The sequence below is a fragment of the Desulforegula conservatrix Mb1Pa genome, from assembly GCF_000426225.1.
GTDB lineage: Bacteria > Desulfobacterota > Desulfobacteria > Desulfobacterales > Desulforegulaceae > Desulforegula > Desulforegula conservatrix.
In genome coordinates this window covers 21838-36397 of sequence record NZ_AUEY01000039.1, presented here as the reverse complement: position 1 = coordinate 36397, position 14560 = coordinate 21838, and the positions used below count along the sequence as shown (strand labels likewise).

Here is a 14560-nt window from a genome sequence, read left to right as displayed (position 1 = left end):
ACCCTCTGCACGAGCCGTATCAGGTTCGCTTTCGCTATGTACCATTCTCTTCCTGTCGCTTCCTTCAAACCCTACCGTTACCAGTAGCGCCCTTGCGATTCGGATTGATTTCCCCTCGGACGGGGTATCTCTGCTTTCTTTCAAACAGACGGGGGCACGGCTTTGCCGGGCAAACAAAAAGGCAAGCCACCGAATGGTGACTTGCCTTCAATTCTCAAATCAATCGGTTAGACTACACGGCCTTCGATAATATTAATACGGGTCAGAGCTCTAAGCATTGATGCCTTAGCCCTTAGAATATCGATTGTATCCTGGTTCATTGTGGGCTGTTCAAATCTTTGCATAGCCCTTTCATAGGCAGCCTTAGCCCTTGCGACATCTATCTCACGGCGGCGTTCTGCTGACTCGGCAAGAATGGTCACTTTGTCTGGAAGAGCTTCGGCAAAGCCTCCTCCAATAAAAACCAGTCTGTCGTTACCTGCTTCATCCACAAACTTAAGAGCGCCTATGTTCAAAGATGTCAGAAAAGGAGTATGTCCGTTAAGTACGCCAAATTCACCTAATGAACCTGGGGCCATTACAATTCTGGCATCCTCATCGATAACTATCTTTTCTGGTGTTACTACAACCAGCCTTATATTAGCAGACATAGAGCCCCCTTAACTGGCTTTAGCCATACGTTCTGCCTTGGCTATAGCGTCTTCTATTGTACCAACAAGATAGAATGCCTGTTCTGGCAGATTGTCATGCTTGCCTTCACAGATTTCCTTGAACGCACGAACAGTTTGCTCAATCTTGACATAGCAACCCTTAAGACCTGTAAACTGCTCAGCAACATGGAATGGCTGGGAAAGAAATCTCTGGATCTTTCTGGCCCTTGCAACTGTGAGTTTATCTTCATCTGAGAGTTCGTCAACACCAAGAATGGCAATAATATCCTGAAGCTCCTTGTACTTCTGGAGAGTTCTCTGGACTGTACGAGCCACCTGATAATGCTCTTCGCCAATATACCCTGCATCCAGAATACGGGAAGAAGAGTCAAGCGGGTCAACAGCAGGATAAATACCAAGCTCTGAAATGGCACGTGAAAGAACAACAGTACCGTCAAGGTGAGCAAAGGTAGTAGCAGGTGCAGGGTCAGTGAGGTCATCCGCAGGAACGTAAACGCACTGAACAGCAGTAATTGACCCTTTATTGGTTGAAGTGATTCGCTCCTGAAGAGCGCCCATGTCAACCGCAAGAGTCGGCTGATAACCAACGGCAGATGGCATACGTCCAAGAAGAGCAGAAACTTCAGCACCAGCCTGGGTGAAACGGAATATATTGTCAATGAAGGTAAGAACATCCTGACCTTCTACATCACGGAAATATTCAGCAACGGTAAGAGCTGAAAGAGCAACGCGGGCACGGGCTCCTGGCGGCTCGGTCATCTGACCGTAAATAAGAGCTGCTTTTGGAAGAACGCCTGAATCCTTCATTTCATGATAAAGGTCATTTCCTTCACGTGTGCGTTCACCAACGCCGGCAAAAACTGAAACACCACCATGATGCATTGCTATGTTGTTAACCATTTCCATCATGATAACTGTCTTACCAACACCGGCACCACCGAAAAGCCCCATTTTACCACCACGCGGGAATGGAACGAGAAGGTCGATAACCTTGATGCCAGTTTCAAGAACCTTAACAGATGTATCCTGCTCTGTGAAAGTCGGAGCTGGTCTGTGTATCGGAGACATCTTTTCTCTGCTGATATCGCCAAGACCATCAACTGGCTGACCGACTACGTTCAGAACGCGGCCGAGAGCAGCAGGTCCAACTGGCATCATGATTGGAGAGCCGGTGTCTTTAACGGTCATCCCACGAACAAGACCATCTGTGATGTCCATGGCTATTGTTCTGACAACATTGTCACCAAGGTGCTGTGCAACCTCGATAACTAGGTTATCCTCTTTATCATTAATCATGGGGTTGGTTATGGTAAGCGCCGAAAGTATCGGAGGCAGTTTGCCAGGTTCAAATTCGACGTCGACAACAGGCCCCATTACCTGTACTATTTTTCCTATATTCGTACTCATGATTTTAAACGCCCCTCCTTTGAATTTACGTCAATGTGCCAGACTAACCTTTAAGGGCTTCAGCACCACCGACGATATCAATCAAATCAGCCGTAATGGCAGCCTGTCTCGCCTTGTTGAAAAGTATAACAAGATCCTTGATAAGATCGTTGCATGCCCTGGTAGCATTATCCATTGCCACCATACGCGCAGCATGCTCGCTGGTGGAGGTTTCAAGAAATGCACTGAAGAGTTTGATGTACACACTCTTTGGAAGCATTTCATTAAAAAGCTCTACAGTTGATGGCTCACATATATGTTCCGGCTCATAACCTTCGGCTTCTTCAGTATCACTGGCTTCAATAGGCGGAATGGGAAGTATTTTTTCAACTTCAGCAATCTGCCTGCTCATACTCTTGAACTTAGAGGATATAAGGTAAACCTCATCCCATTCGCCCTGAAGAAAACTGTTAACCAGATTCTGGCCGGCGCCCGAAGCAATATGGAATCCAATCCTTGACCCAATCACTCCAACGTGTGAATCAAGAACATTGTAGTCATTCTGCAAAGCCCAGTCTCTTCCTTTTTTACCAAAACAGGAAAGTGTAACCTGAACATCAGAAGAAAACTCTTCCTTCACAAAATCTTCGAGAGCCTCGACAAGGTTTATGTTGAAACCGCCGCAAAGGCCTCTGTCTGATGTGCAAAGAACAAAATGTACTTTCCTGACTTCTTCCTTTGGAGTCAGAAGCGGATTGTTTACACTGCCGGATCTTGCCGCAAGACTTCCAAGAACCTCCGCAAATTTTGCTGCGTAAGGCCTGAACTGTTCCATTGATCTCTGGCTGCCGCGAAGCCTGGAAGCAGCAACCATATTCATTGCTTTGGTGATCTGTTTGGTCTTTTTAACACCGGAAATTTTTAGTTTTATTTCCTTGAGTTTAGCCATATTTTCGCACCTTTGTCCGTTAGTAAATCGGGCGACTACAAGTACGGCCGGTTACTTTATAGTGTCCTTGAATTCTTCTTCATACTCTGCCAGTACTTTCTGAAGAAGAGCTTCCACGTCACCGTCAATCATCTGCTTTTCCGCCATTGATGTGAAAAGCTGAGGATAACGTCCTTCAATGAACTCATAAAGGCCCGCTTCATACTTGGAAACTGCACTCACAGGAAATTTATCAAGATACCCCTTGGTACCGGCATAAATTATTGTTACCTGCTTTTCCATTGAAAGTGGTTTGTACTGAGGCTGCTTAAGAATTTCAACGAGTCTCGCGCCACGTGTAAGCTGTCTCTGGGTCGCTTCATCAAGGTCAGAACCAAAAGCCGCAAATGCCTCAAGTTCACGATACTGTGCAAGGTCAAGGCGGAGCGAGCCTGCGACTTGCTTCATTGCCTTTACCTGGGCGGAACCACCAACGCGGGATACTGAAATACCAACGTTAACCGCAGGACGGGTACCCGCAAAGAAAAGGTTTGGCTCAAGGTAAATCTGGCCGTCTGTAATTGAAATAACGTTTGTCGGAATGAAAGCGGAAACGTCACCCTGCTGGGTTTCAACAATCGGAAGCGCAGTAAGAGAACCTGCACCCAGTGCATCACTCAGCTTTGCAGCGCGCTCAAGGAGACGTGAGTGATTGTAGAAAACGTCGCCAGGGAATGCTTCACGTCCTGGTGGACGTCTAAGAAGAAGAGAAACCTGACGATAAGCAGCAGCCTGCTTTGAAAGGTCGTCGAATATTATTAGTGCATGCTCACCCTTGTCACGGAAATACTCGCCCATTGCGCATCCGGCGTAAGGAGCAAGATACTGAAGGGATGCAGGGTCAGATGCGCAGGCAGCAACAACTGTTGTATATTCCATTGCTCCATTTGCTTCAAGAACAGCAACAACCTGGGCAACCGAGGATTTTTTCTGGCCGCATGCGACATAAACGCATTTTACATTTTTGCCCTTCTGATTGATTATGGCGTCAACTGCAAGGGCGGTTTTACCGATCTGACGGTCACCAATTACAAGTTCGCGCTGTCCTCTGCCTACTGGGATCATAGCATCAATAGCCTTGATACCGGTATACATCGGTTCGTGAACGCTCTTTCTCTGAACAACACCAGGGGCAACAACTTCGATACGGCTTGAATGAGGTGTATTGATCGGCCCCTTGCCATCTATAGGCTCACCAAGGGTTGTGACAACACGGCCGAGAACCGCTTCACCAACCGGAACCTGCGCAATCTTGCCGGTACGCTTAACAATGTCGCCTTCCTTGATATATGTGTCATCGCCCATGAGCGCAACACCGACGTTATCTTCTTCAAGGTTAAGCACAAGACCAAGAATGTTTCCTGGAAATTCAACCAGCTCCATGGTCATAGCTTTTTCAAGGCCGTAAACACGTGCGATACCGTCACCTACGGACAGAACGACACCGGTCTCGCTAAGCTCGACCTTTTTGTCATAATCCTTGATCTGATCCTTAATTATTTGGCTTATTTCTTCAGCTCTGATTTCCATTAGACACTCTCACCCCTTTTTATGGATTCACGTAGGTTGCGCAGCTGCGTTCTGACACTGCCGTCTAAAACCAAATCCCCGATTTTGGTTATTATGCCACCAATGAGCTCAGGTTCTCTGCTAAAGTCTATAATGACTTCTTTACCAGTCATCTTTCCGAGACCTGTCTGAATCTTGGCCAATGCTTCGGCTGACAGCTCAGTTGCAGCAAATACACTCGCCCTTGCTATATTCTTCAATTCATCAAAGAGCTTTGAGTAAGCTCTGTTTATATCATCCAGAAACTGAATTCTGCCCTTGTCAAAAAGAAGAACCACAAATGAAGACATGATCTGGGAAAGGCCTGCTTTCTTTATTATCGCAACGAGAACCTTTCTCCTGTCTTCCTTTGCGTAGAGCGGATTCATAATGGCCTGGGCCAGGGCATTATTACTTTCGACGAGTGATGAAAACTCCTGCAGCTCTTTCTTATATGACTCTGCCAGGCCGTCATCCTTGCCGATAAATATAAGTGCCTTGGCATAACGCCTTGCCACCGCTAATTTTTTCATTATGCCACCACCTTTTTGAGATATTCGTCAACAAGACGGTCCTGGTCATCTGTTGTGATTCCGGTTTTAATAATAGCTTCCGCCTTTATAAGGGCTTCGGCAATTATTTCGTCTTTTATCGCCTTTCTTGCGCTCTCGAATTCATGCTCAATATTCTTCTTTGCCTGAGCTTCGAGTCTGTCAGCGGCTTTCTTAGCCTCTTCAAGAATACGTGTCCTGGCTTCTTCGCCCTGTTTGCGATAAGATTCAATAATTTTTGCCGCCTCATCTTCGAGACAGGCAACCCTGTCGAGACATGCCTTTAGAGAGGACTCAGCTTCGTCCTTTTTGGACTCAAGAGTTCTGAGCTCGTCGGAAATGTCATCGATTCTTTTTTTCAGGGCATCTTTCACGATTTTGCGAAGCAGGAAAAACAATACACTTACGAGCACAACAAAATTGAGCACCCTTGCCCAGTCCGTACTGCTCCATGCTATACCTCCACCCTCTCCTCCATGCTCACCACCTCCGCCTCCGGAAGCCCAGCAGACTGTGGCAGCAAAAAGAAAAGGCAGGATAAGCGCCAGCTGTTTACCCAGCCTGGCCTTACTGCGGCGGATCATGGAATACTTCATTAAACAGCCCTCCCCAAGATTTTTTCACAAATTGCATAAGCAAAAGCTTCAACTTCTTTTTTCAGGGATGCTCTGGCGCTTTCGGCATCAGCCGATATCTTGGCCTTTACAACCGCAAGATCTGCCTGAGCCTTTTTATTGATCTCTTCAACAATTCTTTTCTCTTCGGCCGCAGCTTCTCCAATGATGCCATCTTTTGCCTGCATGCCTTTTGCCCTCGCGTCTTTCACAGCCTCGCGGAAAGCGGCATCTTTTTCCTCTACTTCACCGGCCAAGGTTCCGATATCGCCCTTCAGACCTTCAAACTTGTCCTTGCGCTGTCTCAGAATGCCTCTGATTGGTTTATAGAGTACAAAGTCAAGTATCAATATCAGGCACAAAAAATTTGCAATTTGCATTAGCGCCGATATGTCCAGACCAATTTTCATGTTGACTCTCCTGTAAACACAAAAAAGGTTACACCAGACCCGGATAAAATCTCAGTCTGCCAGAAAATATAAAATTATTTACTATACAAAAAAGGGCAACTACCTTATATCACGCTGCTTGTCAAAGGTTTTTTAGTTGATTGGGCATTGAAATCACTAGGATAATGGCTGATTTGGCCGAGAAAACGAGGTTATGAGCGGAACAGGTGTTTATTTGAAGGCTAATCCCCGGAATTAAAAATTTTTGCGCCATCCTCAACAAATATTGATGAACTCTGAATACACCCCTTGGCCACACCCGGAGCATATACAAAAAAGCCGTCTACTTTTGCGTCACCACGAAACACTCCCCTAATTTCTATTCTCTCGGCCTCTGCTTTACCCTCAAAATAACCTTTTTCAGAAATCAGGATTCTGCCTGTGGTTCCACCTGAAAGAGCACCGTCCACATGACCGTCAATTCTTATGTCTCCGCTGAATGAAAGCGTTCCCTGAATCTTTGTGTCTTTACCTATGTAACTTCCTTTAATTTCCATTTATCCCCCCCATCCAATCATTTACCTAATCCTGGCTCATTCATCCGCTGACGCCTTTATTTATGAATTACTGAAGCGCCTCATTCCGACATTCAGAATGATACCGCAGCCAATAAGGGTTGTCAGGACAGACGAACCTCCGTAACTTATCAGTGGCAACGGAACCCCGACGACAGGGAGTAGACCCATGATCATCCCCACATTGATGAATACCTGCCAAAAAATCATGGATAATACGCCGATGCAAAGCACTGTCCCGAAATGATCCCTTGAATTGTTTGCTATATTTAGGCCTATTGCAATAAGTATCATATATAGCACCAGAAGGGTAACAGCGCCCACAAATCCCCATTCTTCCGTAAATACTGAAAAAATAAAGTCCGTGTGCTGTTCCGGCAGAAATGAAAGATGGCTCTGGGTTCCCTTTAGATATCCTTTACCGAAAAGCATGCCCGAGCCTATAGCTATTTTTGATTGTATTACATGATACCCGGATCCAAGAGGATCGTGCTCAGGATTCAAAAAGGTCATTATCCTTTGCTTCTGATATTCCTTCAAAAGAAAAAACCATGCCGAGATAACAACGACTATTCCACACAAGACGCTTATAATAAGCGTTTTCTTCTCTACTTTGACAAAAAGGGTAATTGATATCGAAATAAAGCCTATAAGAAGAGCTGTTCCCAGATCAGGCTGAACGAGAATAAGCACGAAAGGGCAGAGCATCAGAAGAACAGGTGCGAAAAGATCGCGCATATTATATCCCTGGACTGTCATGCTAATGGAATAATACTTTGCAAGAACGATAATAGCCCCGATTTTTGCGAACTCTGAAGGCTGAAGGGCAAAAACACCTAAATCAAGCCACCTTCTTGAGCCAGCCACGAGTTTTCCAAAAAGAAGAACTGCTACGAGCATTAACAGGCACGCCATAAAAACAGCGTATCCCCATTTTTCCAGAATCCTGTAATTAAATAGGGAAATAAAAAGCATGGCAACAAAACCAGCGCAATACCAGATGGCCTGCTTCAGCGCAAATCCGGCGCCTGCCCCGGACGGATCTCCTGCCAGAGCGCTGTATATAGTAGAAGTACTGACAATACCTAACAGAAAGATAACAGCAATAAGCCCCCAGCTGAAATTGTCTATTTCCCTTTTTCCTATCATAACCAAATATCTAAGCCTCCACTCAGGCAAAAAGACTAAAAAATGAGCAGCTCGGGCGACTCAATATTTCCATCCACGCTCTTATCATTTGTATTGGGGCTGTCTTCACCTTCCCCATCAAAATAAAGTCTTATTATATCCCTTGCTATTGGTGCCGCTCCGCTTGAGCCATGCTCGCCATGCTCAACCATGACGGAAAGCGCTATTCCAGGCTTTCCTTCTTTTTCGGCAAAAGCAACAAACCAGGCATGGGGTTTCTGGTCATCGGCAAATCTCTCAGGGCCATCTCCTTTTCTGCCAATAACCTGGGCTGTTCCTGTCTTGCCATACATTGTGGCATCAGGAAGTCTCGCAATTGAGGCTGTACCGCGTTTTGTGTTGACAACCTCGAACAGGCCGTCTTTTATTATCTGAAGATTAGCCTGTGAAACTGGAAGATGGCCTATTATTTCTGGCTTTGATTCATAAACCACTTCACCGTCAGGGGCTTTTACCATCTTAAGAAGATGGGGACGCAGCCTAACGCCGCCATTACCAACAGCAGCGATTACGCCAAGCATCTGTATGGGCGTCGTAAGGTCATAACCCTGACCTATCGAAATCGAAAGTGTTTCACCACTATGCCAAGGCACCTTTTTTTTCTGCCTTTTCCATATGGAACTTGGTATCAGTCCTTTTTCCTCATGATCCAGGTCAATACCAGTAAGCTGCCCAAGACCGGCGGCTTTTGCATACCAGGCAATCCTGTCAACTCCGAGCCTCTGACCGACATGATAAAAATAGACATCACATGATTCAGCCATTGCATCAATAACATCAACCTGGCCGTGTCCACCTTTTTTCCAGCACCTGAAATAGCGATCCCCATGCTTTAACTGACCGCCACAAAAAAAAGATGTATTCCTGTCTACTACGCCTTCTTCGAGGCCTGCCATGGCTGTTATAATCTTATATGTTGAGGCTGGCGGATATTCTGCCTGAATAACCTTGTTCTCAAGAGGCCTAAGGGGATTGGTCACTAAATTTTTCCACTCGGGCCCGGAGATTCCGCCAATAAAAAGATTCTGATCATATGAAGGGCTGCTTGCCATAACCAGAATCTGACCTGTTGATATGTCCATTGCCACAAGAGATGCTGCTTTTCCTGCAAGAAGTGCTTCGGCCCTCTTTTGAAGATTGACATCTATGGCAAGATAAACATTGTCGCCTGGCCCGGCCTCCCTTGAGTTAATAACCTTGACAACCATACCAGCCGCATTGACCTCGACCAGCTCCTCGCCCCTCTTTCCCCTTAGAATCTTCTCGAAGCTCTTCTCTATGCCAGCCTTACCAATAGAGTCGCCACTTTTGTATTCTGAAAGACTCTCATTATCAAGCTCTGCCTGGCTGACTTCGCCTATGTATCCAAGCAGATGGGAAGCAACAGACTCCTCCATATAAAAACGTCTCTGCTTGACCGCCACCTGGATCCCAGGAAGGTCAAATCCCTTGACTTCAACAGCAGACATTAGATCCCAGCCAATATCTTTCTTTAAAACGACCGGCTTGTAGGACGGAGAACCCTTGGATTTTTCGAGTGGCGCCCGGAACTCTTCAACCGGAATACCAAGATAATCAGAAAGTTTCTGAATCGTCGAATCAACAGGTCTTGCGTCCTGGGGAATTATCTGCAGATCAAACGAAGGCCTGTTGTCTACAAGCTGAATCCCGTTTCTGTCATAAACGATACCCCTGGGAGAAGTTACTGTTCTTTTCCTTATGCAGTTGTTTTCAGACAGTTTCCTGAAATTGTCGCCTTCAGCAATCTGCAGATAAAACAGCCTGGACATAAGAATGAGAAAACCAAGAACAACCACCAACATGGCTCTGTTGATCCTGTTTTTAAACCAGTCGCTGTCAGGGCCTCTCAATAGATTGACCATGTGTTACCCCCGGATCAGCTCAGGTTTGTCAGAATCGGCATCAGCGCCAAAGGCTGATTTTGATTGGCCTGCATAACGTGTCATGAACTTAGCAATTAGACTGAAAACAAAAGCAGATGTAAAGAGAGCCCACATCATCTGGGCCTTTATAAAAGATATTCTGGAGGAACCGAGAAATAAATTCTGATTTTCAATAATCTCGGGCAATAAAAAAACAAAATTTTGAATCGCTATCCCAATAAAAGCTACTATTATTACGATAAACACGCTTCCAAATCTGAAATACATCCCGATCCATCTGACAGAGAAAAAAAACCATATATATGCCGCAAGAAAAAAACCAATACCACCACTTGAAAGTCCGTCCATGAAAAGACCGGATAATATTGAAAAAATACAGCCTTCCCAAAAATTTGATTTCTGCCCAAGATAAATTATGAAGATGAGGAGAGGATCATAAAAAGCCAGATACTCTGGGACATGAGGACGAACAATTGTCTGAAAAAGCCCGGACACTATGCATATTGAGATATAGAGGAAAATATTCATTCCAGGCTCTCTCCAGGCCCTGAATTAAGAAAAACTATTACTTCCTCTATCTTGCTGAAATCCACATCAGGCTGAACTTCAATATCCTGGAAAACGCCCGGCCCCTTCACAATCACCTTTGAAACGGTACCGATGCTTATTCCCTTGGGATAAACTCCGTCAAGACCGGAAGTTATTAATGAGTCCCCTTCCTGGATATCCTGCTTTCTAAGTGCATATTCCAGGCGGCACCGACCCTCTGAGGCACCCTTTAGAATTCCTCTGGCCCTGCTTCGCTGAACAAGAGCGTCAACAGCGCTGTTTCTATCTACAATGAGCATGATCTTGGAATAACGGGATGAAACTTCAACCACCTGGCCCACTACACCTGCCGGAACCACGACCGCGTCTCCCTTGGCAACGCCATCATCTTCGCCTCTGTTGATGGAAAGGGAATTATGCCATGGAGAAGGATCCTGGCCTATTATTTCGGCAGCGATGGAGGCTCTGTCAATTTTCTCCCTGAAATTGAGATATTCCCTGAGTCTCTGATTTGTTATTTCAAGTTCTGCACATTTTCTTGCATTCTGCCTGGCTTCCTGAAGATCCTTTTTTAAATTCCGGTTTTCTTCGACAGTGGAAACAAGCTCAAAATAAGAACTCCACAAATAGCCAAAACCGCTTGAAATATATGACAAAACCTCCTGAATCGGTCCAATGACAGCCAAAGAATAGCCGCCTCCGCCCCTCAAAGAACTCTTGTCATTCTTAATATTGCTTGAGAGAATTATTATTGTAGCCGCCAGGACGATGACGGCAAAACAGATCAGAAAATTTTTCTTTGAAAACATTGACTATGGTATCATCACCTGTCTCAGCATTTCAATACTGTCAAGGGACTTGCCAGCGCCCCTTACAACCGTTGACAACGGATCATCAGCCACAGTAATGGGAAGGCCACATTTTTCCCTGAGAAGCTTGTCCAGATTTTTCAGAAGACCGCCTCCGCCTGTGAGCACTATCCCCCTGTCCACTATGTCAGCGGCAAGTTCTGGTGGTGTCTGCTCCAAAGCGCTTTTTACGGTCTCAACAATGGAATCGACCTGCTCGCTTATGGCAACCCTTATTTCTTCGGAATCAATGGCAAGGATTTTGGGAATGCCCGTCACAGTATCCCTTCCCTTTACTTCTATGGTTTCTATATTTGTGGGATCAGGGTAAGCGTTACCTATGGTTGTCTTGATTATTTCTGCGGTTCTTTCACCAATCAGAAGATTGTACTTACGCTTGATATACTGCATTATGGCAGCATCCATTTTGTCGCCGGCAACACGAAGTGATTTACTGTAAACTATTCCGGCAAGGGATATTACAGCCACTTCCGTAGTTCCACCGCCTATGTCAACAACCATATTACAGACAGGTTCGGTAATTGGAAGGCCTGCGCCGATGGCAGCAGCCATTGGTTCCTCTATAAGAAAAACTTCACGCGCGCCAGCTGAAAGAGCAGATTCCCTGACAGCTCTTTTTTCCACCTGCGTAATTCCTGATGGAACAGCTATTACAATTCTTGGTCTTACAAGATTCTTACGATTATGAACTTTATGAATAAAATGACGAAGCATTGCTTCTGTGACCTCAAAATCTGCAATAACACCGTCACGCATTGGGCGAATAGCGACTATGTTGCCAGGGGTTCTGCCAAGCATTTTCTTCGCCTCCGAACCAACGGCAAGAACCCTGCTTTTCATTCTGTTATCTGTTCTTACAGCCACAACAGAAGGTTCGCTCAGAACGATCCCCTTGCCCTTGACATATACAAGTGTATTTGCTGTGCCGAGATCGATAGCAAGATCTTTCGAAAAAAAACCAAAAAACGAATCAAGAAACATATTTTTACCAGAGCCAAATCAAGAATTATTAAAAGTAATTCATGTCCATGTGTTTATTTTTGAATAAAAACAGGATGAATTTCACAGATATCAAAGTACAGCAACAAGTGACAATCGGTATCAAAAAACAGATATCTTTACAAGAGAAATAACCGAAATTCCAAGCCATTATGATGTGACAATCAAATAAGACCTGACTTAGAAAGGGATTGAACCACGCGATCGTGAATGAGCGGGCGGAAGCGCCTGATATTGATATTCAGAGCAGTAGGATGAACCCGGTTGGTCAGAAGAATTACGCACAGCCCGGTTTTAATATCCAGCCAAAATGAAGTTCCTGTATAGCCGAGATGCCCGACTGAAATATCTGAAAAAAAATGTCCGCTGCTTGATCCTTCCTTTGAAGGGGCATCAAATCCGGGAGCGCGCTCATAGCCAGAAGGTATTTCGAAAAACTTTCGCGCTTCGGACTTTAAACAACAGATCACTGTCTGATCACCACCTCTATAAACATCTGATAACAAGCCAATAATCGAATTAACATCATTGATTGACCCGAAAAGACCTGCATGCCCGTCATATCCTCCTGAATAATAAGCATTCAGATCATGGGTTTCCCCCTGCATTAACCTTCTCCTGAAGGGGCAGTCTTCAGTTGCGGCAAATCGCCCAGAAGGAAGAACAGGCATTGACGAGCCATAGAAAAAGATATTCTTCAACCCAAGAGGGGCTGCTATCCATTCCATGAAACACTTTTCAAAAGAGAATCCACTAACTTCCTCTACGATCATTCTTAGGATCATGAAGCCCAAGTCACTGTATACAGTTTTTTTACCAACAGGGCTTTCAAGCTGTTCTTCAAAAAGAAGTTTCCTGAGACCTGCTTTTCTGTGTTCAGGATCAAGCGTTGACAAAACTTGGTAGTAAGGCCTGTGCGCGGGAAACCCTGACTTATGACAAAGAAGATCCAATACGCTAATATTCCTTTTGCCCCCTGTGAACCCAGGGATCATATCACCCAGTGTGCTTTCAAAACGAATGACACCATCCAGCACAAGCTTCATCACACATAAAGAAGTTGCGAGTGGTTTGGTCAGTGAGGCCAGATCGAAAATGGTATCAGTACCAATGGGGGTACCCTTATAAATATTTGCAAGCCCTGAATCAGCGCGGAAAATTTTTTTCCCCCAGATCGAAACGAGTATGGAGCCACCTGCGAAGATTCCTTCTGAAACGGCATCGTCCATCATCTTTCTGATATCAGGAAAGCCTATATCCATTCGACCACACCCTGGTTCAGATCGATTAAAACATTGGCCCCGAAAGGAACAGGTATATTGCGTGTGCCGTGGCCAAAACCAGGCCAGGCAATAACAGCTGTTTCTGTTGAAGAAAACTCCCTGACAAAAAGATCATGAATCTCACTAAGCGGAGCGCTGCCATCGAAACAACCCAAGATAACAGCCTTTAGGCCATCAAACATCCCAGCAAGTCTCATGTGGAAAATCATCCGGTCAATCTTATATGCCGGTTCGTTTATATCTTCAATAAAGAGCAGGCAACCAGACCAGTTTTTCTGATATTTCGTACCGGCCGTATGGCAAAAAGTTGTTAGATTACCACATATCGCCTCGCCCTCAAGCCTGGTTCCACCGGACAGACTAACCATGTCATGCAAAATCCAGCGCCTTTTCCATGTCCCGGAAAGAACACTGAAAAATGAATCAGCAGACTCCTTATCAGAGTAAGCAATGCTTGAAACCATGGGGCCATGCCAGGTTATGAATTCGCCTCTGCTGGTTATTTCAGAAAGAAGCAGGGTATTGTCGCTGAAACCCATGAAAATTTTAGGATTGGCGGCTATCAGGTCATAATCAAGGAATTCCGCCATTCGTATGCAGCCATATCCGCCCCTCGCGCATACTATGGCTTTAATTTCTGGATTAAGAAACATTTCCATCAGAGATTCGGCCCGATCTCTGTCCGAACCTGCAAAATATCCGTTCTGACGAAACAGGGTGCCAGAAACAACCGGAACAAAACCATTTTCAATTATTACCCTGCATCCTTTTTCAACGGCCGACGCCTCAACCTTTCCGCCAGCCGCGATAATACCGATGGAATCTCCCGGTTTTAGGCCGGGCGGATAGCTTAATTGCATCCCTGATTTATTGATAACCATATTGACATCTCTATTATGCGGTGTTATTTAAGTCGAGTTTCGAGTCGGGGCGTAGCGCAGCCTGGTAGCGTACTAGCATGGGGTGCTAGGGGTCGGAGGTTCAAATCCTCTCGCCCCGACCATAAACGAATCATTCAAAAACACAAGGGATTCTTGATCAAGAAT

Annotated in this window: 15 protein-coding genes and 1 tRNA gene; 1 reads left to right on the top strand and 15 read right to left on the bottom strand. The window is 45.3% G+C overall.

Annotation, left to right across the window (positions count from 1 at the left end; all coding sequences use genetic code 11):
- Positions 1 to 227 precede the first annotated feature (227 nt).
- The 15 genes from K245_RS0113700 to K245_RS24510 form a co-directional block, all read right to left on the bottom strand.
- Positions 228 to 650 (bottom strand): F0F1 ATP synthase subunit epsilon, encoded by a 423-nt coding sequence (locus K245_RS0113700; protein ID WP_027359713.1) that lies wholly within the window; start codon positions 648 to 650, stop codon positions 228 to 230.
- 9 nt (positions 651 to 659) lie between these two features.
- Positions 660 to 2078 carry a F0F1 ATP synthase subunit beta gene (atpD, locus tag K245_RS0113695; RefSeq protein WP_027359712.1) on the bottom strand — a complete coding sequence of 473 codons (1419 nt, stop codon included), beginning with the start codon at positions 2076 to 2078 and terminating at the stop codon, positions 660 to 662.
- Positions 2079 to 2121: 43 nt separating this feature from the next.
- Positions 2122 to 3006: an ATP synthase F1 subunit gamma gene (gene atpG, locus K245_RS0113690; RefSeq protein ID WP_027359711.1), complete on the bottom strand. Its 885-nt coding sequence runs from the start codon at positions 3004 to 3006 to the stop codon at positions 2122 to 2124.
- A 51-nt stretch (positions 3007 to 3057) separates the two neighbouring features.
- Positions 3058 to 4575, bottom strand: coding sequence for a F0F1 ATP synthase subunit alpha (atpA, locus tag K245_RS0113685; RefSeq protein WP_027359710.1), 1518 nt, complete (start codon positions 4573 to 4575; stop codon positions 3058 to 3060).
- Positions 4575 to 5126 (bottom strand): ATP synthase F1 subunit delta, encoded by a 552-nt coding sequence (atpH, locus tag K245_RS0113680; RefSeq protein ID WP_027359709.1) that lies wholly within the window; start codon positions 5124 to 5126, stop codon positions 4575 to 4577. Before atpH ends, atpA begins: the two co-directional genes overlap by 1 nt.
- Positions 5126 to 5740 (bottom strand): F0F1 ATP synthase subunit B family protein, encoded by a 615-nt coding sequence (locus K245_RS0113675; protein WP_051284132.1) that lies wholly within the window; start codon positions 5738 to 5740, stop codon positions 5126 to 5128. Before K245_RS0113675 ends, atpH begins: the two co-directional genes overlap by 1 nt.
- Positions 5740 to 6168, bottom strand: a complete 429-nt coding sequence (locus K245_RS0113670; protein WP_027359707.1) for an ATP synthase F0 subunit B — start codon at positions 6166 to 6168, stop codon at positions 5740 to 5742. The genes K245_RS0113675 and K245_RS0113670 overlap by 1 nt, the downstream gene beginning before the upstream one ends.
- Before the next feature lie 221 nt (positions 6169 to 6389).
- The gene (locus K245_RS0113665) at positions 6390 to 6704 is read right to left on the bottom strand and encodes a bactofilin family protein (protein WP_027359706.1); all 315 of its coding nucleotides are present in this window, start codon (positions 6702 to 6704) and stop codon (positions 6390 to 6392) included.
- A 60-nt stretch (positions 6705 to 6764) separates the two neighbouring features.
- Positions 6765 to 7871 carry a rod shape-determining protein RodA gene (gene rodA, locus K245_RS0113660; RefSeq protein WP_027359705.1) on the bottom strand — a complete coding sequence of 369 codons (1107 nt, stop codon included), beginning with the start codon at positions 7869 to 7871 and terminating at the stop codon, positions 6765 to 6767.
- A 35-nt stretch (positions 7872 to 7906) separates the two neighbouring features.
- Positions 7907 to 9793, bottom strand: coding sequence for a penicillin-binding protein 2 (gene mrdA / locus K245_RS24515; protein ID WP_051284131.1), 1887 nt, complete (start codon positions 9791 to 9793; stop codon positions 7907 to 7909).
- A 3-nt stretch (positions 9794 to 9796) separates the two neighbouring features.
- The gene (locus K245_RS0113650; protein WP_027359704.1) at positions 9797 to 10342 is read right to left on the bottom strand and encodes a hypothetical protein; all 546 of its coding nucleotides are present in this window, start codon (positions 10340 to 10342) and stop codon (positions 9797 to 9799) included.
- The gene (gene mreC / locus K245_RS0113645) at positions 10339 to 11172 is read right to left on the bottom strand and encodes a rod shape-determining protein MreC (protein ID WP_027359703.1); all 834 of its coding nucleotides are present in this window, start codon (positions 11170 to 11172) and stop codon (positions 10339 to 10341) included. Before mreC ends, K245_RS0113650 begins: the two co-directional genes overlap by 4 nt.
- A 3-nt stretch (positions 11173 to 11175) precedes the next feature.
- Positions 11176 to 12213, bottom strand: coding sequence for a rod shape-determining protein (locus K245_RS0113640; protein WP_027359702.1), 1038 nt, complete (start codon positions 12211 to 12213; stop codon positions 11176 to 11178).
- 182 nt (positions 12214 to 12395) lie between these two features.
- Positions 12396 to 13493, bottom strand: a complete 1098-nt coding sequence (locus tag K245_RS0113635; RefSeq protein ID WP_027359701.1) for a serine hydrolase domain-containing protein — start codon at positions 13491 to 13493, stop codon at positions 12396 to 12398.
- Entirely contained in the window at positions 13484 to 14395 is a 912-nt protein-coding gene (locus K245_RS24510) for a S66 peptidase family protein (protein WP_051284130.1), read from the bottom strand. Before K245_RS24510 ends, K245_RS0113635 begins: the two co-directional genes overlap by 10 nt.
- A gap of 45 nt (positions 14396 to 14440) precedes the next feature.
- On the opposite strand from K245_RS24510, the gene K245_RS0113625 reads away from it, so the two are divergent.
- A tRNA-Pro gene (locus K245_RS0113625) sits at positions 14441 to 14517 on the top strand.
- The last annotated feature ends 43 nt before the right edge of the window (positions 14518 to 14560 follow it).

Excerpts from the sequence above, each read along its gene's own strand:
- atpG (WP_027359711.1), bottom strand. The coding sequence starts at position 3,006 with ATGGCTAAACTCAAGGAAATAAAACTAAAAATTTCCGGTGTTAAAAAG.
- atpD (WP_027359712.1), bottom strand. The coding sequence starts at position 2,078 with ATGAGTACGAATATAGGAAAAATAGTACAGGTAATGGGGCCTGTTGTC.
- rodA (WP_027359705.1), bottom strand. The coding sequence starts at position 7,871 with ATGATAGGAAAAAGGGAAATAGACAATTTCAGCTGGGGGCTTATTGCT.
- K245_RS0113665 (WP_027359706.1), bottom strand. The coding sequence starts at position 6,704 with ATGGAAATTAAAGGAAGTTACATAGGTAAAGACACAAAGATTCAGGGA.
- K245_RS0113670 (WP_027359707.1), bottom strand. The coding sequence starts at position 6,168 with ATGAAAATTGGTCTGGACATATCGGCGCTAATGCAAATTGCAAATTTT.
- K245_RS0113640 (WP_027359702.1), bottom strand. The coding sequence starts at position 12,213 with ATGTTTCTTGATTCGTTTTTTGGTTTTTTTTCGAAAGATCTTGCTATC.
- K245_RS0113675 (WP_051284132.1), bottom strand. The coding sequence starts at position 5,740 with ATGAAGTATTCCATGATCCGCCGCAGTAAGGCCAGGCTGGGTAAACAG.
- K245_RS0113700 (WP_027359713.1), bottom strand. The coding sequence starts at position 650 with ATGTCTGCTAATATAAGGCTGGTTGTAGTAACACCAGAAAAGATAGTT.
- K245_RS0113650 (WP_027359704.1), bottom strand. The coding sequence starts at position 10,342 with ATGAATATTTTCCTCTATATCTCAATATGCATAGTGTCCGGGCTTTTT.
- mrdA (WP_051284131.1), bottom strand. The coding sequence starts at position 9,793 with ATGGTCAATCTATTGAGAGGCCCTGACAGCGACTGGTTTAAAAACAGG.
- K245_RS24510 (WP_051284130.1), bottom strand. The coding sequence starts at position 14,395 with ATGGTTATCAATAAATCAGGGATGCAATTAAGCTATCCGCCCGGCCTA.
- atpH (WP_027359709.1), bottom strand. The coding sequence starts at position 5,126 with ATGAAAAAATTAGCGGTGGCAAGGCGTTATGCCAAGGCACTTATATTT.
- K245_RS0113635 (WP_027359701.1), bottom strand. The coding sequence starts at position 13,493 with ATGGATATAGGCTTTCCTGATATCAGAAAGATGATGGACGATGCCGTT.
- mreC (WP_027359703.1), bottom strand. The coding sequence starts at position 11,172 with ATGTTTTCAAAGAAAAATTTTCTGATCTGTTTTGCCGTCATCGTCCTG.
- atpA (WP_027359710.1), bottom strand. The coding sequence starts at position 4,575 with ATGGAAATCAGAGCTGAAGAAATAAGCCAAATAATTAAGGATCAGATC.